Source organism: Lacibacter cauensis (assembly GCF_007830055.1).
GTDB lineage: Bacteria > Bacteroidota > Bacteroidia > Chitinophagales > Chitinophagaceae > Lacibacter > Lacibacter cauensis.
On the sequence record NZ_VLLE01000002.1, the window covers coordinates 1150392 to 1172635 of the forward strand.

Annotated in this window: 22 protein-coding genes; 1 reads left to right on the plus strand and 21 read right to left on the minus strand. The window is 40.0% G+C overall.

Annotated elements, in window-relative coordinates:
• Positions 1-180 precede the first annotated feature (180 nt).
• The 20 genes from IQ13_RS04710 to IQ13_RS04810 form a co-directional block, all read right to left on the minus strand.
• Positions 181-900, minus strand: a complete 720-nt coding sequence (locus IQ13_RS04710; protein WP_144884892.1) for a LytR/AlgR family response regulator transcription factor — start codon at positions 898-900, stop codon at positions 181-183.
• On the minus strand, positions 887-1723 hold the full coding sequence (locus IQ13_RS04715; protein ID WP_158637312.1) for a sensor histidine kinase: 837 nt from the start codon (positions 1721-1723) through the stop codon (positions 887-889). Before IQ13_RS04715 ends, IQ13_RS04710 begins: the two co-directional genes overlap by 14 nt.
• A 698-nt stretch (positions 1724-2421) precedes the next feature.
• A complete protein-coding gene (locus tag IQ13_RS04720; protein WP_144884894.1) occupies positions 2422-3270 on the minus strand; it encodes a hypothetical protein in 849 nt (282 codons plus the stop codon).
• Positions 3271-3598: 328 nt separating this feature from the next.
• Entirely contained in the window at positions 3599-6055 is a 2457-nt protein-coding gene (locus IQ13_RS04725) for a right-handed parallel beta-helix repeat-containing protein (RefSeq protein WP_144884895.1), read from the minus strand.
• 373 nt (positions 6056-6428) lie between these two features.
• Entirely contained in the window at positions 6429-6812 is a 384-nt protein-coding gene (locus tag IQ13_RS04730) for a hypothetical protein (protein ID WP_144884896.1), read from the minus strand.
• Positions 6813-6961: 149 nt separating this feature from the next.
• A complete protein-coding gene (locus IQ13_RS04735) occupies positions 6962-7792 on the minus strand; it encodes an alpha/beta hydrolase family protein (RefSeq protein WP_158637313.1) in 831 nt (276 codons plus the stop codon).
• 235 nt (positions 7793-8027) lie between these two features.
• Positions 8028-8786, minus strand: coding sequence for a hypothetical protein (locus tag IQ13_RS04740; protein WP_144884898.1), 759 nt, complete (start codon positions 8784-8786; stop codon positions 8028-8030).
• Between the two features lie 64 nt (positions 8787-8850).
• Positions 8851-9801, minus strand: coding sequence for a hypothetical protein (locus tag IQ13_RS04745; RefSeq protein WP_144884899.1), 951 nt, complete (start codon positions 9799-9801; stop codon positions 8851-8853).
• A gap of 70 nt (positions 9802-9871) precedes the next feature.
• Entirely contained in the window at positions 9872-11278 is a 1407-nt protein-coding gene (locus IQ13_RS04750) for a pyridoxal phosphate-dependent decarboxylase family protein (RefSeq protein WP_144884900.1), read from the minus strand.
• A gap of 74 nt (positions 11279-11352) precedes the next feature.
• Positions 11353-12402 (minus strand): glycosyltransferase family 29 protein, encoded by a 1050-nt coding sequence (locus tag IQ13_RS04755; protein WP_144884901.1) that lies wholly within the window; start codon positions 12400-12402, stop codon positions 11353-11355.
• Positions 12389-13003 (minus strand): FMN-binding negative transcriptional regulator, encoded by a 615-nt coding sequence (locus IQ13_RS04760; RefSeq protein WP_144884902.1) that lies wholly within the window; start codon positions 13001-13003, stop codon positions 12389-12391. The genes IQ13_RS04755 and IQ13_RS04760 overlap by 14 nt, the downstream gene beginning before the upstream one ends.
• A gap of 180 nt (positions 13004-13183) precedes the next feature.
• Positions 13184-13879 (minus strand): DUF4386 domain-containing protein, encoded by a 696-nt coding sequence (locus tag IQ13_RS04765; RefSeq protein ID WP_199758168.1) that lies wholly within the window; start codon positions 13877-13879, stop codon positions 13184-13186.
• A gap of 619 nt (positions 13880-14498) precedes the next feature.
• A complete protein-coding gene (locus IQ13_RS04775; protein ID WP_144884903.1) occupies positions 14499-15563 on the minus strand; it encodes an NAD(P)H-dependent flavin oxidoreductase in 1065 nt (354 codons plus the stop codon).
• Positions 15553-16185, minus strand: coding sequence for a cupin domain-containing protein (locus IQ13_RS21460; protein ID WP_199758169.1), 633 nt, complete (start codon positions 16183-16185; stop codon positions 15553-15555). Before IQ13_RS21460 ends, IQ13_RS04775 begins: the two co-directional genes overlap by 11 nt.
• Complete coding sequence (locus tag IQ13_RS04785) at positions 16163-16543, minus strand: nuclear transport factor 2 family protein (RefSeq protein WP_144884904.1); 381 nt, start codon at positions 16541-16543, stop codon at positions 16163-16165. The genes IQ13_RS21460 and IQ13_RS04785 overlap by 23 nt, the downstream gene beginning before the upstream one ends.
• 10 nt (positions 16544-16553) lie before the next feature.
• Positions 16554-17318 carry a type 1 glutamine amidotransferase domain-containing protein gene (locus IQ13_RS04790; protein WP_144884905.1) on the minus strand — a complete coding sequence of 255 codons (765 nt, stop codon included), beginning with the start codon at positions 17316-17318 and terminating at the stop codon, positions 16554-16556.
• A gap of 18 nt (positions 17319-17336) precedes the next feature.
• The gene (locus IQ13_RS04795; protein WP_144884906.1) at positions 17337-18083 is read right to left on the minus strand and encodes an SDR family NAD(P)-dependent oxidoreductase; all 747 of its coding nucleotides are present in this window, start codon (positions 18081-18083) and stop codon (positions 17337-17339) included.
• Positions 18076-18297 (minus strand): 2-hydroxymuconate tautomerase family protein, encoded by a 222-nt coding sequence (locus tag IQ13_RS04800; protein WP_144884907.1) that lies wholly within the window; start codon positions 18295-18297, stop codon positions 18076-18078. The genes IQ13_RS04795 and IQ13_RS04800 overlap by 8 nt, the downstream gene beginning before the upstream one ends.
• Before the next feature lie 433 nt (positions 18298-18730).
• On the minus strand, positions 18731-19534 hold the full coding sequence (locus IQ13_RS04805) for a hypothetical protein (RefSeq protein WP_144884908.1): 804 nt from the start codon (positions 19532-19534) through the stop codon (positions 18731-18733).
• A 25-nt stretch (positions 19535-19559) separates the two neighbouring features.
• The gene (locus IQ13_RS04810; RefSeq protein ID WP_144884909.1) at positions 19560-20009 is read right to left on the minus strand and encodes a DoxX family protein; all 450 of its coding nucleotides are present in this window, start codon (positions 20007-20009) and stop codon (positions 19560-19562) included.
• Positions 20010-20207: 198 nt separating this feature from the next.
• Between IQ13_RS04810 and IQ13_RS04815 the strand changes: the two genes are divergently transcribed.
• Complete coding sequence (locus tag IQ13_RS04815; protein WP_144884910.1) at positions 20208-21122, plus strand: helix-turn-helix domain-containing protein; 915 nt, start codon at positions 20208-20210, stop codon at positions 21120-21122.
• 665 nt (positions 21123-21787) lie between these two features.
• Here IQ13_RS04815 and IQ13_RS04820 read toward each other — a convergent pair.
• The gene (locus IQ13_RS04820; RefSeq protein WP_144884911.1) at positions 21788-22186 is read right to left on the minus strand and encodes a DUF2262 domain-containing protein; all 399 of its coding nucleotides are present in this window, start codon (positions 22184-22186) and stop codon (positions 21788-21790) included.
• Positions 22187-22244 lie beyond the last annotated feature (58 nt).

A 22244-nucleotide genomic window follows, 5' to 3' on the forward strand; every position in this document is an offset into this window, starting at 1 on the left:
TTATGCGGGTGATTAACTGCGTGTATGACTTATGTACCGCACGGTTGTAAAAATAGCCTGGACCGATCATCAGTACAGACCGATTCTATCAATAACAATAACGAAACGACAGTCGACGAAAAAGAAAAGATGAAAGCCATATGCTAACGGCCGGAGGATACCCGTAACATGAGCGGTGCATCAGATAGACTCACCTAAAACAGAAAGAACAAGTTCTTTATAGCTTCTTCCAATAGGGATCAGCATGCCTTTGATATCCACATCAGCCGATGTAAATGCAGTGATTTTGGATTTCGCTACTATGAAAGAACGATGCACACGAATAAAGCTTCCCTTATCCAGATGTTTCTCGATTTCTGATAATTGAAATTTGGTGAGAAAGGTCTTTTCCCTGGTAACGATGCTGATATATTCCCGTTTACTTTCAATAAATAAAATTTCATCCAGGTCAATCTTTATGCGGCGCTTATTGACATTGATATAAATGTGTTGCTTCTCATCGGTACCACCTTTATTGTCCGAAAAAATAATATCAGAAACGGGAAGATTGTTTTTCAGTTTATTCACTGCAGTTAAAAAACGGCTGAAACTGATCGGCTTCAACAAATAATCCACCACGTTGTGCTCATATCCTTCCAATGCATATTCGCGGTAAGCAGTTGTCAGAATGATCTGCGGAGGATTGGAAAGTGTTTTGATAAAGTCAAGTCCGTTAAGCCTGGGAAGATGGATATCAATAAACAGCACATCAGCTTTTTCACTTTTCAGAAATTCAAGAGCCGTTAAGGCATCCGAATAAACCTGTTTCAGTTCCAGAAACGGAATCTGTGAAATATAATCGGTTAAAATTTCAGCTGCCAGCGGTTCATCTTCGATCACCACGCATTTATATCGCACCATAACTGTTTAAATTAATTCGCAATTCAACATAGAAAATATTCTCAGGGGTAAAGATCGTTAATGCCTGTTCCTTGTACAGCAATTCAAGCTGCCGTTGTGTATTCTGTAAACCGATATGGGATGACCGTAGTTCCTTTCCGGAGGCTTCAAAATTATTGCGGATGCCGAATAACAGAATGCTGTTCTTTACAACCAGATTCATTTCAATAAATGATTCTTTCCTGGATTGACTTGCGCCATGTTTAAATGCATTTTCCACCAATGGCAATAAAAGCAAGGGCGCTACCCCCTGATCATACTGATCGATTTCTTTGGTAAAAGTCAAAGTCAGCCTGTCGCCGTACCTGATTTTTTCCAACGAAATGTAATCCTCAATAAACTCAACTTCCTTTTTAATAGAAATGGTATCCTTACCTGATTCGTATAGCATAAAACTCAGCAACTCTGACAGCTTCATAACAGCATCGGGAGTCTGCACAGATTGCTTTCGCGCAAGCGCATAAATGTTATTGAGGGTATTGAACAGAAAATGCGGGTTCAGCTGGTTACGCAGCATCTTCAATTCCGTCGATAATTTTTCATTGATCAACTCCTGCTCACGTTTGGCAGTACGCAACTGTTGTTTGATGTATTTAACGGTTACCATGACACCTGCTATGAATCCGGTGTATATCACAAAACTTAAAAACTGTGTCAGTTGATACAACAAACTTACATCCGTAATGCCGTAGATATACACGCCTACAACACGGTGTGCAAGCAATTGGGTAACCGTAACTGTCAATAAGAAAAGCAGCCCGATTTCAAGGATATACCAGTTCATTTTTGCTTTGTTCAGAACAATCCTGACCAGGGTGACATAACTGATATAATAAGTAAATACCATTTGCGGTAAGATCGTAATGGAACAGGCCTTTACTGCATTTGCAATAATTCCCGAATTACCTGATAACGGATAAGATACTTTGACCCATGCAAATTCTGTAATGACTAAAAAAACAAAATAAACAACCCAAAATAAAATATGCTGCAACATCCGTTTCATCCTTGCAAAAATTCGGCTTTTATACGCGTCAGCCAAAATAAGACACAAACTGCAAGAAAGGAGCTGCAAACAACCATCATCTGCGGATGAGTGACAAGCCGGCAACAGGAATTGCCATGCCAAAAAGCTGTAACAGCAGTATCCAGAAAGACAACAGCATTGGCTGCATTATAATTAACAAAAACAATGACTGACAATAAACATTGTCAGTCTTCAACAAGCATCAACAACTATCTGTGCATTGCATTTCCCGGTTTTAGTTCCGCTTTGTATAACCCTGTAATTTTTGCCTTTTGGAATAACCGTCAACTGCTAAAGACTAAACCCGGATTTAATTTTATACGGGTAAAACCATCTACTAATTTCCTGTTCAAGTTTTACTACCTCCTTGTTCGCTTACTGATCCGGAAAACTTCTTTGCTCCCATTGGTTTCATGTGTCAACAACCGCTTTAGCGTTTACACGCACGAACCTGTTTACCGGTTACGCAGGAGCAATGCGCTTGCCGCAGCAGCCACGACCAGTTTTTGATTCGCATTCATTACGTTAAAAAACGAGCAGGAAGAATTGAACAGATCGACAGAACCAATGATTTGATCCTGGAATGTAAACATATAGCCACCGGTCACTTTGACCATCCCCTTTTCTGTGTTTGCCGGTCTTGCCGCTTTGATAAACAGGGACTCGATAAAGATTGTATCTTTTTTGTTGGTCAAAAATCCTTTCTCCTGCGGCATACCTTCCCGAACCGTTGTAGCAAGTACACCGCCGGGAGTTACCCGATCAAAGCCCATTTCAACATACCATTCGTCCATCGCTGTTTTCGCCGGAGGAATGAGTGCGGCTCTGAATTTCGACAGTTGCTGCCTGGCAATTGAAAAATCAGCTTTCCCGTCTGCTTTATAATTTGTACTCTTCCCAAGATATTGCTGGGAACAGAAAACCAAAAAAGCATTCGCTGTATCAGCGATACTGAACTGATACGAATCAACGGTTTTTGAAACAACATCATTCACATCCAATCCAAGATTTGCAAGCAAACTTCTCCTGGTTGCTTCAGCAGAAAAAACAGCACCAGGCGTTTTATCAAACAGATCAGCACTGATATGCCAACCATCTTTAACCATTCCCGAATAAGTATGATCAAATTTAAGCCTGCGTTTCGTACCTGTAATCCCTTTCCCTTTTACTCCTGCGATTGTAATTGTCTCAACCTTCCGGCCATTCATCTCTTCCGGCAGATCAAGCAAAATTCCGGACGTTGAACAGGAAACACAAAGCAGGCTTATAATACCGGCAAGCATTAATAACTTTTCAGCTTTCATATTGCTTCGATTTGTTTAGTTCCCGAATTTTAATCCAACATAAAATTGTTTGTATGCATCTTCAACGAATGATCAGTCTTCACTGGTTCAAACCCGGTTTCATCTATTCGTGATAAACCATTTCCTTCTTTTACAAGAAAGTGAGACTGCAATTACCTGTTTCATTACAATGAATCCGTAGTAACAGGATGAACAGTTGGTGACCCTTCACTTCATTCAACATGGAAGAGTGATACAGTTCACCAACATCATTCACCTGCATAGGCAATATTGAATTATCCTGATTATGCATGACTGCATACTACTGAACCCTAAACAGCAGATTTTTTTATTGTTTTATAAATGTTTCTGTTGCACCATTACGGAAACGGATAAAGTATACCCCCGGTTGTAAATAATCCGTTTGCAAAGTATTCTGACGACTTCGTATGTGTATTTGCCTGTAGATTCTGCCTGACAGATCAAGTAAAGTAGCCCATGTGTTCACCAGGGCTGGATCATCAATTTCGATGGTCAACTGACCGCTTACCAAAGAAGGATAAAGCGTTATTGCTTTTGCATTTTTTTCAGCAGGTAACACTGCTACTCTGCTGTAATAGATTTCTCCATCCTTATCCACCATTTTAAGTCTGTAATACCGGATCCCTTCAAGCATGCTGCAATCGGAGAACTGATAGGAATGATTACCTGCTCCCGCCGCATCCACGATTCCTCTTTTTGAAAACAAGATGCCGTCTGTTGAGGCCTCCACGATAAAGAAACCGGTATTTACTTCATCTTTTGTTACCCATTCGAGTCGGTTACAATCTGTTGATCTGTTGACATTGATATCAACCAGCGTAAGCGGCAGTGTGGCCGATACTGTTTTGACAAAAAATCCACTGAAGCCTGTTACATCAAAGGACACTTCCCAACGGGATGACGTGGCGTTCCATACAATATCCGCATCATTGGGATTGATCGTTGTGATCGCTCCTGTATAGGTCGACGGTAAACCTGTACCATTACTGCTAACCCCTGCTCTTTTTTCCACCAGCAGGTTCTGTTTACCTGTTGCATCCGCACTGTTCATCGGTAATTTAGAAGAAGGTGCAGGTACCTGGTTGTTGAATGCATCAAAGTCAGCCTGTGTAAAATACAAGGTCACTTTTGAAGTTGCTGCTGCGGTATTGGTTGCCGGTGTTATTTCATAATGCCGGCGTACATAACCCGAAGGCTGTGTGCCCTGTATCCAGACGGTTGCAGTAACGGTTCCGCTCACGGTGTAAGGTGATCCCGATTGTACGGAGGCTACAAGATTCGAACAGTTTGAAAAATTGGTGACTCCTGTACCGGTCAGTGCAAGCTGTACGGTTGTTTGCGCAGTTGCCAGCGGATTGACGGAACTGTTGGCATGCTCACCTTCATAGGCTCCGATATCCAGCGTAGCTGTTCTGGTCAATCCCAAAAAATCTGTCGTCGGTGTACTGCCCGTTCCTGCACCAACGGCCGGCGAGCTGCATTGTAAACGCAGGCCATCATCAGCTGTACCCCAGATATTGTCCGCTCCGTCTCCGTCATTATAATTGACAAACAGGGGATTTCCATTGAGTACATTACTGGTAACAGTGTTGGTTACACTCAATGGAGATCCCGAAGCATCACGGATGATACAATTGTTAAACGTGGGCCAGTATTGCGAACGGGTTTCCGAACTATAGATTTCATTGCGACCCGGAACACTGGTGCTCGTTGGAGTATTATTCCATAAAATACAATTGCGGAATACCGCATCTGTAAAACCAGAATAGGCTGTTCCGGCAAAACGGGAGGTGTTATTGGCAAACGTACAATTCACAAAACTTGACGTATTGAATTCTGCTCCACCGGCCATCATTGCAGCACCATTGTCCGAACTGTTCCCATAAAAAATACAATTACTGATCGTGTGTGCGCCGGCATCGATGTACAAGCCTCCGCCACGTGAACCATCAAAGAATCCTGACCCGCCGGAGTTGTTGGCAAACACACAACGTGTCAAGGTCTGCGACGGCGTACCGGAGATCAATAACCCCGCACCAAATACACCAAAACTTCCACCACCTGCTAAAAAAGAATTGGAAAGGAATAAACAATCCGTAAAGGTTGAAGTGGACATCTCACTGACCATCCCTGCACCCCAGGAATCGTCATTGGTATCGGTGCAATCTGCACTGTTTTGCGTGACAGTAAGATTGGCAAACTGTGTTGCTGCATTCGAATTGTAAATACCGGCACCTTTAAAGCGGGCAAGCACACGGGAGCTTACCGTAATGGTTGACAGACCGGGCGCAGTTGCATAGCCTTTTGTCACTGTAAATCCATCCAATACAGACGCACTGGTAAGATTTACACTGAGCACAACATGATAGGCATTATCAGTTAGTGTATTGACAACCCCCAGATCTCCGCTCAGTATGGTGACATTTTGTTTCCAGTTACGTTGATTCAATTGCGTTTCAGTACCGGCAAATCCACCATACAGCTTCACCCCTTCTTTGAGCAGAAAACATTTATCACGATTGTTCGCAGGTGTAGTGCTGCCGAATGCATCATGTGTTGGCAGATAAGTCCCCGCCTTCACCCAGATCTGATCTCCTGATGCAGCAGCAATGATCGCTGCCTGCAAATCTTTTTTCGCCGTTGCCCAGCTAGTTCCCGCACCACTATTGTTCAAGCTTCCTGCATCGACATAATATTTGGTTTGAGAAAACACTGTCAAACTGCAGTAAAGAATTCCCGTGATGGTTAGTACTATTTTACGCATAATTATGAGAAGATTTATTATTGAATCTTATTGTCCAGCGTTCCGATCGTTCAAGCATGAATCGGATCTTATACTTATTGGCTCTTACAGAATTTCAGCATTGCATGCATCTACAATCAACGCATCCTTACAATTGAAGTCATCGACCAATTAGTCCCGGCGATATTAAAAAAGCAGCGCACGTTTTGCAAGGGTATACGACACCATTCATTCCCGTCAACAATCAACAGCACGTGGTCTTTCTGTTTAACTCTTACCTCAAACGTTACCTATATCTCATCAACCAAAACAAAAACCGGAGATCACAAGCAACGCAGGCTCATGCTTCTTCATTGAGAGAAAACGCACGGCGTGATTTGCTATGATCTTTCAGCTATTGAAATTGATACGATATCTGTCCTGTTATTACAGAGCTACCTGTAAACGTTGCCGTCTTCACGACACTGTTGTCAACAAGAATTTCAAGTTTCAAACTTCCGGTTCCTGAAGCGTCTCCACGCAGCGTCAAGGCATTACCTCTATTAACTGCTCTGCTGAAAGATTTGGAAAATGGCAAATTCTGATTAGAAATATTTGTTAAACCCCCTGTTTCATTTGCATAAATGACACTTGTTGCCTGGGAAATCCCTGAGGATGGCGTTATTCTGTATTGTATCGAAACAGTATGCGGATAGACAGAATTTGATTTTTTCTTACAAGAAACAATGCCACAAATAAAAAATATACTACACAGAAAAAATTTAGAAAATTGACTCATGTTTTTTAAACAAAAATCAATGAAAAGCACATCAATCAAAATGGACAAAAAGACATTTAGCTTGTATAATTCATACCCTCAACCAATAATATACGCAGCTACAGCTATCTTACAAATCACCTGGAATAAAGAAAGTACGTAATGGGTGTTTACGATCCTATATTCAAAGGAAAAAACGAATGCATGATAAGCGGCCATACTCGTTCATTGCCACGCTTAAAAAAACCAAAATGACCGATCTTTTTACTTTGCAGTTGAGCTGGATGGAAATGCAACTTCGACAGTACTGCTGCCGAATACTGATCGGAAAGCCAGTCAGTTGCATTTTGAGGTGCATAATCATCATCAGTAAATGATACTGCGATGATATTACCCATAAAATATTTGAAGTAATTTTTAAAGTTATCCTTATCACAATAATAATAATGACGATGCCTGCACCATTTTGCCCATTGTAATGCCGCATTAGCCGGAAGATCTTCGATTTTTGAATAACCAATGGCCGAAAAATAACCCTTGCTATACGTAACAAGGGGAACCCAAAAAAACCAGGTGAAGAACATGCGGATCCTCTTCAAACCTTTCCAATGACGCCAATATCCGGATTGAGCCGCAATCAATACGATCCTTTCACATTGCAAACTACGTTTTGAAAATCCGATCAATTGTCCGCCCAGACTGTGACCGATTACCATTACCCGGTATGTTGGGCTTAAGTCCCTCCCCAACTGAATAACGGCATCTAACTCTTCAGCCCAATGCAAAAGATCACTATTAACGGACTTAAGACTGCCTTTTAAAGATTTTCCAATCCCTGAATAATCAAAAGTCACTACAACACATCCTTGACGGCTCAACCAGTCTGCGAAATCCCGGTAATAATCCTGTACCACGCCGGCTGCACCGGCAAGCACAATACTACAAACAGGTGCATCAGACTGAAATATTGTTACAACAATTTCTCTACCCTTTAATTTCAAGTTCCGTGTCTGTGTTGTCATACGCTACAAGTCACCAAATAAACGTTTAGTATCGTGCATAAATTTTCACAATTTCAACCGCAATGAAAATGGACAAATAAACATTTGACTTGTACATTTCTGCTTTGCTGTGATGTTGTTTCCATATTAGGCATAACTATACAATATTGAGACAGTCAACAAATACAACTGAACGACCAATCGCATATACGTCATCGGTAAAGAAGTCTGCGCTTCAATAAAATTCATAGGTATACTTGAAATAAAAAAGGACGTCATTATGTTGAAACGTTTTAGAAGAAATCAACAACTGATCCGAATAGTTCAGCAGACTGACTTCACGGCTATTGGTACCATATTCAAGAAAATTTATTTTCACAAGATTAGCTTCATTGTCATAGAAATACTCTTCTTCCCGATCGCTGTATTTAATTTTTGAACACCTGTTTAACCGGTCGTAAAAAAACAGAATCGTTTCTGGCAACCCATCCGGGTAATATTTCTCGATGGTTTTACTGACATTACCGGAGGTATCGTAGAAAAATTTTTTCTCGCTTATTGCTTTTTGCCCCTGTTTTACAATCTCCGTCTGCACTTGTTGGGCATTGTTATAGCTGTAAACCGTTCTTAATACCGGTTCTGTGTTCAATGAATATTGCAGTTGTTCGACTTTGTTTCCCGCTGCATCGTAGACATAAATGACTACCGGTCTTTTTTCCTGATCTTGAACTGTCTGAAAAACCGTATCGATTTTATCCTTTTGAAAATAACTGTAGGTTGTAGTCAGATAAACTTGCCCTTGTGCATAATCCTCTGAAAGATACAGTTGCCCAAGTTTGTCGTAGTATTTTCGGTTAAGGATAAAACAATTGTTACCTGTCGAATCACAATCAAACTGTGTTACAGTTTTGACTTTTTTATTTTGCATAACCTTGGCATCAGGTAAAAAATCCTGTGCGTACAAAGTGGCATAATGGATATTGAACAACGTCATAAAAATCCAGTATCGGATCATATTAAAGCATATAAACTATTTACAAAAAGAAACCGTCACAGGTTTAATAATCAAAAGGTGCACTGGAATCACTTTTGTTGTTTGTTTTACCCGTAGCAATCATGATAACATCTCTTGGATCACCTAAAAACCCAGTATCAAACAGCCGCCTTAGTTCATGCAGGTTTCCATCTGCCATAATCAATATGCTTCGGGCTAACTGATCCTTTCCGACTGTAATATCCGCTTGATTGATTGACTGTAAAAGATGTTCAACTTCGGCCTGTTCAACTGCAGCAGGAAAATAACGGGCAATTGCTTTATAGATATCTGCAAACAGCCAGTCCGCAAGTTTTAAATTAGACAGACTGTTCTGTATCTGGTTTTGCAAGTATGCATTTACATCCTGTTTCCCCGTTTTACAAAGCTCTATCAGTTTCAGATATTTTTCATTTCGCTGACGTTCACTTTCATAATTGGATTCGGAAACAAATTTCGAGCACCGTTCAAATTCCTTTAACGCTTTTTCATATGCACCTGCCCGCAGATAAATATATCCAAAATCAAAACATTCATAGCCAGGCGATCCCCAACTTACCCGATCACCGAATTTATTCTTTCCAAAAAAATTCTTTTGATACGACTTGATGATCTCTTCAGAAGTCCTTGTATTGTTATAAAACGGCAATACAGATTCCTGTAAAAGCCGGAGTACTTCGGTCAAACTTTTTTCTGTCACCTCATCGGTATCACTCGGCCACCAGGTATCCAATCCGTTTTTTGTCGCCAATTTCCCCAATCGGTTACCTGGACGAAGTACAAGGTAATTTTGATTTTCACAGTACATAGGCCGGATACTGATATCCAGCGTGAATGTATGGGTGTGCCGATGCACATTAAAAATAAAAAACTGAAAAACCTGATCATGTGTCATCCTGCCAAATCCATCTTTGCCATATTGTTTAAAACCATGTAACTGAAGAAATGGTCTTGCAACTCGATTCCAGCTTTTCAAAATATCTGATAGCTTACTCATAAAATATCTGCTTAGTTTGAATATTCCGGTTTAGGTCTATTTATTAAGTTCAATTGTTGATAGAACGGGCTATTGAAATCATTGTCGTAGTAATTATTTCGAGGTCATGTATCGATGTCCGCCAGTTGACAAAAGAAGCCCTGATGCCTTTTTCCCCCTTATAAACAGTGGGTGTCATAAAAACCTTTCCCGTCCTGTTCAATTGTTCTAAAAATACAGCGACCAATTCCGGGTCACCGTTATCTTTCAAAGTAAAACAAACATTGTTTAAACGCACAGGTGCCAGCAATGCAAATTGCTCAGATGATGAAATAAATTCACCTAAACGACGCGCCATATCAACCGCATTTTCAACAATCGCACGAAATCCGTTTTTCCCATATGCAGTCAGCGAAAACCAGACCGGCAGTGCCTTCAAACGTCTTGAATTCTCCGGTAGAAAATTCAAGTAACTGAACTGATCAGTCAATGAACCAAGATAAGGCGCATTGGAATTCTGAAAGGTTTCCACCTGCAGGTGCTGATGTTGTGCTTTGATGAAAAATACAGCATTTTCATAGGGAACGTTGAGCCATTTATGACAATCAATGGTGATACTGTCTGCGTATTCCCAACCATCCAGTAATTCACGGTATTGAGGCGAACAGGCTGCGAAGGCTCCAAAAGCAGCATCAATATGCCACCAAAAATTGTACTTCACTTTCAATGCAGCTATCGCTTTGAAATTATCAAAATCAACGGTATTCACTGTACCAGCACTGGAGACCAGCATAAAAGGTTGTCCATTCAAAAGTGCGATTTTATTTTCCAGATCGAACAGATCAATACTCTCCCTGTTTCCTTCTTCCATTTCAACTTTTAAAATATTGGCACTGCCAATCCCTAACATTGACATGGATTTCAGAATGGAGGAATGTGCATTCGCTGATAAAACATGCAGGCCTTGAGTAATTCCGTTTTGAGCAATATTTTTTCCCTGACATTTACCTGCCCATTGTCTGGCTGTTGCGAGGCAAGTAAAATTAGACATCGTTGCTCCGGTTACAAATCCGCCGAGAAACGATTTGGGAAGCCCGAAGAGTTCTAATAATAAATTGATCGTTGCCTTTTCGATGATGGCAGAGATATCCCCCTGTCCACTGGTCGCTTGCGTATTCTGATCATATACAGAAGCAAGCCAGTCTCCGGCAATGGCAGCCGGGGTTGAACCACCGGTAACAAAACCCAAAAACCTGGGCCCTGACGAACCGATAATCACAGGTTCAAATTGCCTATTAAATAATTCCAGTGCTTTCAGTGTGCCTACGCCTTCATCACTCAAGTTCTGACTGTATTCCACAGCAACAGCTGTAGTCGGCCGTTGAGAAAGTTGCTGCAGGTAATCAAGTCCCTGTAATTTTACAGTCTCAAAAAGCGAGTCAATGGTTGCGAGATCTTCTGCTAATTGCGGGTGCATTGTACGTTAAGTTTTATTATTTTTAAGCAGCTTACTACATTACTTCATAACTGTATTTGAAACCGAGGATGCATTTACCTGGCTTCCTTTTGTAGCACACTGATAATATCCTCCATTCTGTTCCCATAAAATTTACTCATCCATTCTTTCCCCTTCATCTTTTTCTCCAGAATTAAAAAAAGCGCTACCCCTTGTTCCTGTGACCTTTTTTTTCCACCCCGGCGAACTCCTTTAAGTGCAAGATCCTCCGGTAAATTAGCTCCCTGTTTATGTATCAGCCACCGGTACATCATATATTGTCCCAATCCTTCCATCGTAAGAAAGAGTTTATCTGCTTCTTTTAAAAAAGTGAAATTGTTTACAAACCAACGATTATGCCGATCAGTAAATACGATTAATGCTGTTTGCAGTTTTTCATCACGTTCGCCTGGGGAGTTTGACAACGCCGCCTGATAAAAACGATCCACCTCGATTGTAAATGCCTTGCAGTAAGCACTATCGGATTCAAAAACATCTTGTACAATATTATCAGTGATTGGATAAAGATGTGATTTCTTATCCTCCATCAATGCAAGCTGTTCTCCATAAATTCTAATTTGCTGAGAATGGGAATACTCATGTAAAAAAATTCCTACTAACAGATTATCGATTCCCAGTTCCTTACTTTCTACCCCTGCGTTTTTCCAAAAACTTGGCAGGGGCATAACAAAATATGTTTGTTCAGAACCCGAATCAACTGTGGATGCAAAAGCCATTATGGAAGGTTTAATCTGTTGACCATCCGGCAATAAAATAACATCATGATGTGGCTCAACAAACCAGATTAAATGTTGATTTTTAAATCCCGGACCTTTAAACCCAGTCTGTTTGCTGATGGTTACTGTTGAAGTAGAGTATACAAGCGAATCATCAAAAAAAACAAAATCAACGTTGGCTGGCCGATCTGCCTCGCAAATATCTTTGCTTATTGTTTCCCAGGCATTGAACCAGCTCTGCACGACTGCCAAACCCTGATCATTATTTTTCAAGACGTTCTTCCCGAAGCAAACAGCAGAACTTAAAAGAAGGATAAAAAGCGTACAGCAGTGTCTGATATACATGACATTCTCTTTAATGATTTTCATTATGTTTCATCAACATACCAAGTTCCTTTTCTACAGACTTCTCACTGAACTTCAACGCTGTACTTATTGCCTTTCGTTCAACTTCAGTCCGGTTCTGACTCAATTTGAATTTTGCCTGTACCTGTGTAATGTGCATTTCAAAAGCAACGATTCCGTTTTGCATGTTTAGTTTGAACTTATCAGGCAGACCATTCCATTGCTGCAGATAACCCGGTTCAAAGTGCTGAATCGTTTTCATTAATAATTCTTCTACTCTTTTTTGCTCCCGAATAATTTGCACCTCTCCGTAAACATGAACAGCAACATAATTCCATGTCGGAACATTCAAAGCGGAAGTGTAATGAACCGGAGATATATAGGCATGGGGCTCTGAAAATATTACCAGCGAAATCTGGTTTTCAATCGCTTCCCATTGTTGATTCAATTTTGCAAAATGTGAAAGTAATTTCCAATGACCATCTTCTTCTTCAACAATAAAAGGCAGATGAGCAGCAACAGGCAGCTTATCCTGCAAAGAGATGATTGAAGCAAAACTATATTGTTTAATAAAACTCAGTATCTGATTACTGTCATCTACTGAGAAGTGTTTGGGTATATACATTCGTTTATTTTTAACTGTTCAATTTACTGTCTGCTAACGATGCTTACTTACACCGTATATTTTCATTGTCTGTTCTAAAAAGCGCCCCATAATTTTTCGTTCATGCTCTTAAAAAGCCTTACGATCTCTCTTCAAAGAGTTGACAGTGCGGGTTTGTCAACAGCTTTCCGCGTTAATATGCTACAGCTTTTTTTGAAGCAGCATGGTCCCTAAAAGCAACAACCATATCAACCAGAGTGTACTTCCGACCAAACCCGCGTACTGAATGACAGGAATTTCCGGCATGACCGTATGGATTAACTCTGTTTGCGCAGAAAAATAAATAACTGAACTGATCAGTCCCAGCCATGACAACCATTTCGGGAACAATCGCAATTGCATAAAAACAAGACTTATGGTGAACGTCCAGATCACAGTAAAGAGCTGACCAATACTCTCACCAAGCAACACACCTGCAAACTGGTGAAGGGTTTTAAACGAAAGCACGGCGGCCACTTTTGTCATTTCATTACCTGTAGCATACGCATCAGCCAAAACAGGAACGACAAATACCCAACGTAACAGTGCGATCATCTGAACAGTTAACCCAATCACTCCGACAGTTGTACTCCAACGGACAGCACGATGTTCATTTTCTAATTCCTGACCCAGTTTCAGACATCCGATGATCAGGGGAAAACCTACCAAGGCAAAAGCCAGCCAGGTCAATAGTAAAACAGGACCACTATTGTAAAAAATGCCCAGGATTTCTCCGGCATCCTGCCTTAAAATTTCAGGATAACCAAATCGAAGACTTAAGATGCCGTAGGGCACGAGTAATAGCAAACTTCCACAAATAAAGAGCAGGCCTGTGTTTCTATTTTGTATCCGCATCATTTTAAAAAAAGAAAGAATAGTTAATGGATGGAGTTGGATTAATTTTTACAGGTTTATTTTTTGCAATAATTCCAGTTATTCCCAGCCTTGCCTGCAACCCTTTGAGAAGCATTAACCTGTAGCCAATGTCAGAAGAAAATGCATGTCTATTCTTGTAATCCAAATTTAATCCTCGCAGAAAATTCAACTGGACATAAAAAGAAGAAGGATGCACGCTGTTACCGACCGGTAAGAACCAGAAAGTAAGACCGGATTTAAAAAACCTCCAGGTTCTGTTCCTTTCAAAATTTGTCACATAGATTCCACTGTGAACTGAAAAGGCACGATACCTATACTCCAGTCCAATGGAAGGATTTCGAAAAAAATTCAAGCCTATTTCATTTTTGGAAAGCCTGTTCTGAGACTGCGTTGAACCTCCGCAAAAAAAGAATACAATAAGATATAGCATTCGACTAATAACGATCTTGTACATGTATGCCACTGTTTTCTTAGTTTCTAAACAGAATAATAACTGAAACAATTATTCATATTCGTGTATCATCATTCATTCTGATGAACCATCCAATACAACTAACGTGATGGCTGCCAGTACCGAAGCCCCTCACTTAGTTGTTCATACTTACCATTGCATATCCTCAATGATCGATTTAAATAAAAGCTGTACAGTTTTATGTTTCACAGACAAGGCATTTTGTCCGGCCCAAAAAGTCAACATTTCCATCCTCCCCTGTTCAATCGCGGCTTTTCGGAGAGGAGATAAAAAAACTGATTGCAAAGGAAATGGAAGTACTTCCGCAACATCACGCAAGTCATTTCCAATACGACCACTGATACCTCTTGCAAGTCTTCCGGTAAATACGTTTGTAAGTGACGTATATTTTGCACGATCTGAAAAAAGCACTTCCCTGTATTCGTTTGATGCTCCTGATTCCTCACAGGCTAAAAATGCAGTACCGATCTGAACACCGGATGCGCCCAGTTTAAATGCAGCCTTGATACTTCTAGCATCTACTATGCCACCCGCTGCGATCACAGGCGCTTTCACTTTTGAAGACAACTGATGCACCAAGGTGAATGTTCCATGCAAGGACAGTTCCGGTGTTTGTATAAATGAGGGGCGATGACCTCCCGCTTCAAAACCTGAAGCTACGATCAGATCGACACCGGCATCTTCCAAAGCCATGGCTTCATCAAGTGTTGTTGCCGCACCAATGGTTGTGATTTGGCGTTTTCTGCATTCGTTGAGAATTTCCCTTGATGGAATTCCAAAAACAAAACTGAAAACGGCAGGCTGCAGTGACAACAGCACTTCAACCTGTTTTTCAAATTTACTGGCAGCATTCTGTGGCTTCGAAGGAAGCGGAATATTCAATTCGTCAAAATAAGGTTTGAATGACGCAGCAACATGTTCAAACTCTACATCATTCAAGTCACTCGCATTTGCATCTGCATCATTGACCCATAAATTAATATTGAATGGCTTATTTGTAAGTGCTCTTATTTCTTTTACCACTTGTTTTATTTGCAGTGGTTCCAATTGATATGCTCCGTACCCTCCCAAACCTCCTGCATTGGAAACAGCAGCAACAAGTCTGGACGAAGACAAACCTCCACCAAAGGGCCCTTGCAATAGGGGATACTGAATTTTTAAAACGGGGGCTATATCTTTTTTTCTATTCATCATGTTTTTCTGTTGAAGTAACCCTTGGGTCATATTTAGAGTCGATATACTCCAGACCTAACGGACCTATTGCATAAACCTGTGTGATATATTCACCTGATCTTGCCCAATGAAAATGCGGCGTATTACCAGGTAATACAATAACAGCTCCCGGAGGATAAGCCTGTAAACTACTTTCATTAAAGACTTCTCCTATTCCAATATAAAAGACGCCCGAAATCACCGTATAGACTCTGTCCTCAGGATGTTTATGCGGCATAATCTTTTCATTCAACGGCACTTTTACCCGCACCAGGTAAGGTGCCGGCTTTCGTGGATCTCCGACAAGAATAGCGAGTTTAACTTTTGCAGGAAATGCCGCGAACGAGTTCCACTGCAGGCTATCCTGCCAAACAATCCCGAGTTTGTTGATTGACAACTGCTGCCCATGGCTGTCCTCATTGATGACAACCACGAAGAATAGAATCAACAACCATTTCCATGTAAACACCTGTACTTCCACTGCTTTTTTCATTCTACCGGTTGAAGGATTGACCACTGAAGGTCTCACTACTGCATAAAAAAATGAAAACCCGGCAGCAATTGCCAACCGGGTTTCATATTTACCGCGTACCCACACCCACATTTGTAAAAATTTTATTGACGATCTTCCACTGACCTTCAATTCTGCTTAATGACATATAATCGTAATAATTATATCCCAACATCGGCAGATGGAGTTTTGCACTGGCAATATCATTGACTGCTTCAATTCCTAAAATCTTCATTTGAAACTGCTCGCCCGAATCACAGGGGCTTTTCCGGTTCTTTACACCATGCAGATACTCCTCGAGGCTCTTGAAATAAGGCTGTCCGTTGATATCTCCGATCAATAAACATTGCGGATGAAACGCAGACGACAGCTTATCGATATCTCCATAATAGATACCTTCAAAATAATTGGTAATAACAGACTGAATCTGTTGTATATCCTGCTGAAACATAAATACTGATTTAGTTGCCTTTAATTTGTCCTAAAAGTTTCTCTGCAACCAGTTCCGACGACTGAGGATTCTGACCGGTAATTAAATTACCGTCTTCGATTGCAAACGAACTCCAGTCAGCTCCTTTCACATAAATCGCTCCTCTTTCTTTTAACTTACTTTCCAATGGAAAAGGAACAATTTTTGAAAGTTGTACCGCATCTTCTTCTGTGTTGCAAAAGCTGGTTATTTTCTTTCCATTCACGAGATAATTCCCTTTTTTATCTTTCACATTAACCAAAGCTGCCGGACCGTGACATACAAAGGCTACAGGCTTTTTGCTTTCATAAAACTGCTGAATCAAACGGATAGAATTTTTATCATTCGCCAGATCCCACATAGGGCCATGACCGCCAGGATAGAATACCGCAACAAAATCATCCGGTTTAATTGTTGAAAGCTTTTTGGTAGAAGCCAATACCTTCTGGGTCACTGCATCATTAAAATACCTTTTTGTAGATGACGTTTGAAAGGAAGGTTCATTGCTCTTTGGATCAATCGGCGCCTGTCCCCCATTCGGTGTAGCGACAACTACTTCGTATCCTTTATCCGTAAAATAATAATACGGTGTCGCAAACTCTTCGATCCAGAAACCGGTTGGCTTACCGGTATTCCCAAGTTTATTATGGGATGTTAATACAAAAAGAATTTTAGTTTTTTTATTGCTCTGTGCGTTACCGGCAAAACATGCCATACTAAAAATTGCAACGAGAAGAATCATTAAATTAGTTTTCATTTTTTTACTTTTTTGAGTTTAATTAAGATGATGACCGGCAACATGTCCGCCGTCGACATTGATGATTTCACCGGAAATAAAATTGCTGGTTGCTACGGTATACACGACTTCCGCAATATCTTCCGGTTCACCGATCCTGTTTACAAGGTGAAGACCCGCTAAACTATCTGCATCAGCAACACCGATTTTACCCTGTAAAGGACTACGAATGATTCCTGGGGCAATTGTATTAACACGAATGTTTTGTTTGCCAAATTCAGCTGCCAGCTGAACGGTTAATGCATGGACGGCTCCCTTACTAACAACAGGAGCAGTTGCAGGAAATCCACCGATCGCATGATTAACCAATACGGTTCCGATATTTAACACCGAACCACCGCCAAGTTGGAGCATTTCTCTGATTGCGGCCTGTGTAGCGAAAAACGTTCCTTTGAGATTGATTGTAAAATACCTGTCCAAATCAGCTTCTTCCACATCCAGAAAACCTTTGGGAGCAAATACGCCGGCATTATTAATGAGCACATCAACGGCTCCAAAATGTTGAAGAGCAGTTGCTACCATTTCATCGCAGACAGCTTGTTTGCTGACATCCCCAACAACCACTTTTACATTTTCCGGAGAACTGAATTCTTCAAATGTGTTTTGAAGATTCTGCTTTGTAGCAGAGTTCATTACCACATTCCATCCTTTATCGAGAAATGTTTTACTGATTGCTTTGCCTATTCCGGTTGATGCACCAGTTACGATCACTGTTTTTTTACGCATTGTTTGATTGTTTATTAATTTGTTTACGAATTTCTGTTACCTGCTCACCTGCAAGCCCCCAATTATCGCTGTCGATTTCTCTGATGATGACATGTGTGAGACTAAAATCCTTATTAAGGACATCTTTCAGGAGTTGTGTTGCACCAAGAATCAATTCCTGTTTTTGTGCTTTGGTAACACCATCACGTGTTACATCAATTTGTATAAAAGGCATGTTGTATTTATTTTCTATGCAAATTTCAGTTGCAGCTGTGCCCGAAAGAATGGACGAAAAAACACATGAATTGCATTTTTATACATACCGTATGAAATAAGAAATGAACAAGTAGTCCTATCAACCAATGATCATAAAAGTTTTAGGAGAATCATGCAGATAGACGACGTATAATAAATACAAAGAGTAAGGACTCCTCATCTTATATTGTGTTTGAAAAATAACGATGTAAAAATCATTCCTTTTCCCGCAGCCTGCTCAGCAAGATCTTTTACAGGTTTTCAAATAACGGCAAACCAGAATAAAAAAATCCAAACTGTAGAACCGAAGCCTGCATGTATTGCAAAGACAACCAAAGTCTTCGTCAAAAAAAATGGAAATAAATTCAGCTTGTTGAAATGAACGATATACAGGAAGAGGTATATGTCTCAATTCAGATATGAAAGTAATATTGCAGTGACAACAGATTTGAATGCAGATCGAAAGAGGTTTCTAAAAATCCGTGTACTATACCGGATTTATCAGAAAAATGCTTTCTGATTCCAATTACCCTGGAACCTCCTGTTTTAACCGGAATCTGCATATCGACAAAAGACGTAAAATTTTTCTTTAATTTAACGAAAAAAGCGATGGAAAAAACGCCCGTATTACGATAGGTCCATGAATAATCAATATGCTTAAACCTCGCATCACTGGCAACAAAAAATTCATGCTTTGAAACATAGCCAGCCATTCTCAAATTTTTAAATGAAACTGCTGCATGAATGGCTAAGGCCGTATCATGATAAGAAGTACCGATACCTGTTGAAAAGTGATCTGTCCATTTGTATTGCAGCTTTGCAGTTGGCCGTGCGCCGATAATTGACGCCTGTGGCATTGACTCGATTAAGCTTTCAGGAACAGTCGGATTCGGCCGTAATTCCGTAGTAAGCGTAGCTGTATAACCAAGATTGATCTTTACTTTTTTGCCGGGCTTAAGAATCAATTCTGCTGAGCTGTTGGAATAATTTTGTTTTGCTACAGTGAGCGACCCAAAAATCCGAAAACTGCATTTCGTGTTTAATGAATCGGAAATCATCAAAGCCATACGCATTTCAGATATATTCTTAATCATCCGCAGGGTATCAAAATCCACAAAGGTTTTTGATCTAAAAGCAAAAAGGGCCCTGTCCAGCTTAACTCTATTGGTTAAACTGAAAGGGCCTTTTTGACCAATAGCAGCAATGGGCAATAACAAAAAACAAAAAGCTGCTATCCGCATTTTAAGCTGCATTTTGTTTTGAACCGAACTTTCCAAACCTGCTGTTCATCATAGCGTCCAACGCAAATTTGCCACCTCCGGTTATAAAAAGACACACAAACACAACTGCATCTTCCATTGCATGTGAAGCGCCATTGAATCCTTCGTTCTTTCCAAAATGGAAAAGTATGGCTACGATCATTGTTCCCAATAAAAACAAAGATGCAGGCCGTACAAACAAGCCTATAATCAGCAGTAAGCCTCCCGCAAACTCTGCCAATGCAGCCATCAATCCCCAAAATGCAAACCCACTTTTCAAGCCAACAAACTCCATCGAACTTCCTACAAAGGTCCAAGTCTCTGTTCCTCCAAAAAGCTTCGGCGCTCCATGCAAAATGAACATAAATCCAATCAAAACTCTTAATACCAGCAAACCCATGTCTACTTTTTGTTCTTTTAAATCAGCGATCATATACTCTTATATTTTTTTGCAAAGTTGTCCCGCTGCACTGCATGATAGAATAGCAGAAAATGCAGAAAACTTGGATTTTTCAACCTTTTTATAAATGACAACTACATCTAGGTCGTTATTGTGCAAGTGAAAACCACATTTGTGCAAGACGGCATATCTGGTACATTGATTAAATTTGTAGAATAAATTTTACCAGCAATGGAAAAGAAGAAACATGCACCAGTATTTGCAATCGCCGACTATTGCAACACAAAAGAAATACGCAGTATTAAAATAAGTTCATTTCAAGAAGAAGCATGTACGATTGCAGAAATTGAAGAAGGGCATCGTCAGAATTATTATGAAATTGTCTGGTTAAAAAAAGGGAGCGGCAACCATGTTATTGACACGATAGATTATCCATATGCCGGATCCGTATTGTTCATGTTATCTCCCGGTCAGTTACACCGCATTTTTCCAAAAGAAAAAGCTGAAGGTTTTGTTATTAAGTTTTTACCGTCGTTGTTTTCAGACAGTAAAGACATGGACGATTACCTGATTAAAACAGGCTTATTTGACAATATACAAACCGAACCCGTCATTAAACTCACGGCTTCGGTTCATGCAGTACTGGATGATGTTTTGAATAAAATGGAAACAGAGTTCAATGCCAACGAGGAAGATAAAGAAAAAATAATGCTTGCTTACCTGAAAATACTGATCACCCATATCAGCAGGTTAAAGAAAATCAATACGTCACAGGAGTTGACAACTACCGATGTCAATTTCTCTGTATTTCAAAAATACAAAAGAGAGGTCGAAAAAAAGTTTCGTACCGAACACAGTGTACAGGCTTACGCCGAGGCGCTGTCCATACAGCCGAGAACATTAAACAGCTTATCCAAAAAATACACTGCAAAAACAGCAGGAGATATTATTGCAGACAGAATTATACTTGAGGCAAAAAGAGAGCTGTCTTACAACAGCAAGAGTATTAAAGAAATTGGATATGAGCTTGGATTTGATGACCCTGCTTATTTTACTCGGTTTTTCAAAAAACAGACGGGAATTTCTCCCCAGGAATTTAAAGCAACTGAACATTTATCATCGGTCAGAAAAACAGCTGTTGGCTGAAAAAACCAAGTGAAACATTTAAACAACCGACTCTGAAAAGTTCTGCTATTCCATTTGCATTCAGATCGCTACTGATTTCCCAATAAAAAGGCAACTACTCTTTTACAGACAACAAGCAGCTTCAATAGCAGCCTTTTTACGATCCTAACTATCAACTTTATGATTGAATATTTTACATTTTGTAAACATAAGACCAGCTAGCTGATACTGCTCTCTGAGTATCACAACTGTGCGTTGACCAAGCTCAACAATAGACATATAGAACATTGGGTAACACCTCCATGAATCTTTATTTTCAGCAACTGAACTATTTTCAAAAGCAACGAAATGCCAATTCATATCACTTCTTTTCATTTTGAATCATCGATCTAACAATCCATTGTCTTTAAGCGGAAACTTTCGGTTTACAAAACTTATTGACTGCCAACTCTTGCTCTTATTACCAGAGCCGTTATACCTGCTTCATTCATACGCTAACTTAGTGACTTGTAACTGCATAGGAAATGACTTTAAAATATGTTATTCGATTATGCAAATAACCTATTTACAATACGATACAGGTACAGGTTAATTATAACAATACAATTCTTTCATTCAGGAATAGAGGTAGGACCAGTTTTTTGGCTGTCAGCATTTAGGTCTTTTTCAGCGAATCCGTTTCAATTTCACCCTAACATAGAAGTATATTCAAATTTTTCACCATCAAAGGAATGTGCAACCAATGAATGAAATCCAAACATCCTTTTTTCGTCATAAATAAAATCAATCCCAGTGTTCGAAAGAAATGAAATTCGTTTAACTGAAAGGTTCTTAGCAAAGTCGGCCTGATTTAATTCAGTATGATCCTCATCAACCCAGATGTTATCATACTGGCTGAGAAAATCTTCAATAATTTTCTTTCTTGCCATGTCTTCGTAAAGAGAATAATTATCAATTACACGGTTAACCATTTCCAAATGCTCGTCAATACTTACATCTTCCGGATCAATCTCTATCTGAATATTTAATTCATCTACAACTATGCTTGTAGTAAAAACTACCTTCTTATTTTTTTGGTATACCATTGCTGCTTAATAATCTGTATGATTGTGTGATTTAACCTTACTACGAAAACAGTTTTCT

What these genes read in the sequence shown, in the direction of transcription:
- IQ13_RS04785 (WP_144884904.1), bottom strand. Translation starts at nt 16,543, where the DNA reads ATGTTTCAGCAGGATATACAACAGATTCAGTCTGTTATTACCAATTAT.
- IQ13_RS04800 (WP_144884907.1), bottom strand. Translation starts at nt 18,297, where the DNA reads ATGCCTTTTATACAAATTGATGTAACACGTGATGGTGTTACCAAAGCA.
- IQ13_RS04760 (WP_144884902.1), bottom strand. Translation starts at nt 13,003, where the DNA reads ATGTATATACCCAAACACTTCTCAGTAGATGACAGTAATCAGATACTG.
- IQ13_RS04820 (WP_144884911.1), bottom strand. Translation starts at nt 22,186, where the DNA reads ATGGTATACCAAAAAAATAAGAAGGTAGTTTTTACTACAAGCATAGTT.
- IQ13_RS21460 (WP_199758169.1), bottom strand. Translation starts at nt 16,185, where the DNA reads ATGTGGGTGTGGGTACGCGGTAAATATGAAACCCGGTTGGCAATTGCT.
- IQ13_RS04715 (WP_158637312.1), bottom strand. Translation starts at nt 1,723, where the DNA reads ATGAACTGGTATATCCTTGAAATCGGGCTGCTTTTCTTATTGACAGTT.
- IQ13_RS04710 (WP_144884892.1), bottom strand. Translation starts at nt 900, where the DNA reads ATGGTGCGATATAAATGCGTGGTGATCGAAGATGAACCGCTGGCAGCT.
- IQ13_RS04730 (WP_144884896.1), bottom strand. Translation starts at nt 6,812, where the DNA reads ATGAGTCAATTTTCTAAATTTTTTCTGTGTAGTATATTTTTTATTTGT.
- IQ13_RS04725 (WP_144884895.1), bottom strand. Translation starts at nt 6,055, where the DNA reads ATGCGTAAAATAGTACTAACCATCACGGGAATTCTTTACTGCAGTTTG.
- IQ13_RS04750 (WP_144884900.1), bottom strand. Translation starts at nt 11,278, where the DNA reads ATGCACCCGCAATTAGCAGAAGATCTCGCAACCATTGACTCGCTTTTT.
- IQ13_RS04810 (WP_144884909.1), bottom strand. Translation starts at nt 20,009, where the DNA reads ATGATCGCTGATTTAAAAGAACAAAAAGTAGACATGGGTTTGCTGGTA.
- IQ13_RS04815 (WP_144884910.1), top strand. Translation starts at nt 20,208, where the DNA reads ATGGAAAAGAAGAAACATGCACCAGTATTTGCAATCGCCGACTATTGC.
- IQ13_RS04765 (WP_199758168.1), bottom strand. Translation starts at nt 13,879, where the DNA reads ATGATGCGGATACAAAATAGAAACACAGGCCTGCTCTTTATTTGTGGA.
- IQ13_RS04775 (WP_144884903.1), bottom strand. Translation starts at nt 15,563, where the DNA reads ATGATGAATAGAAAAAAAGATATAGCCCCCGTTTTAAAAATTCAGTAT.
- IQ13_RS04755 (WP_144884901.1), bottom strand. Translation starts at nt 12,402, where the DNA reads ATGAAAATCATTAAAGAGAATGTCATGTATATCAGACACTGCTGTACG.
- IQ13_RS04795 (WP_144884906.1), bottom strand. Translation starts at nt 18,083, where the DNA reads ATGCGTAAAAAAACAGTGATCGTAACTGGTGCATCAACCGGAATAGGC.
- IQ13_RS04740 (WP_144884898.1), bottom strand. Translation starts at nt 8,786, where the DNA reads ATGACGTTGTTCAATATCCATTATGCCACTTTGTACGCACAGGATTTT.
- IQ13_RS04720 (WP_144884894.1), bottom strand. Translation starts at nt 3,270, where the DNA reads ATGAAAGCTGAAAAGTTATTAATGCTTGCCGGTATTATAAGCCTGCTT.
- IQ13_RS04790 (WP_144884905.1), bottom strand. Translation starts at nt 17,318, where the DNA reads ATGAAAACTAATTTAATGATTCTTCTCGTTGCAATTTTTAGTATGGCA.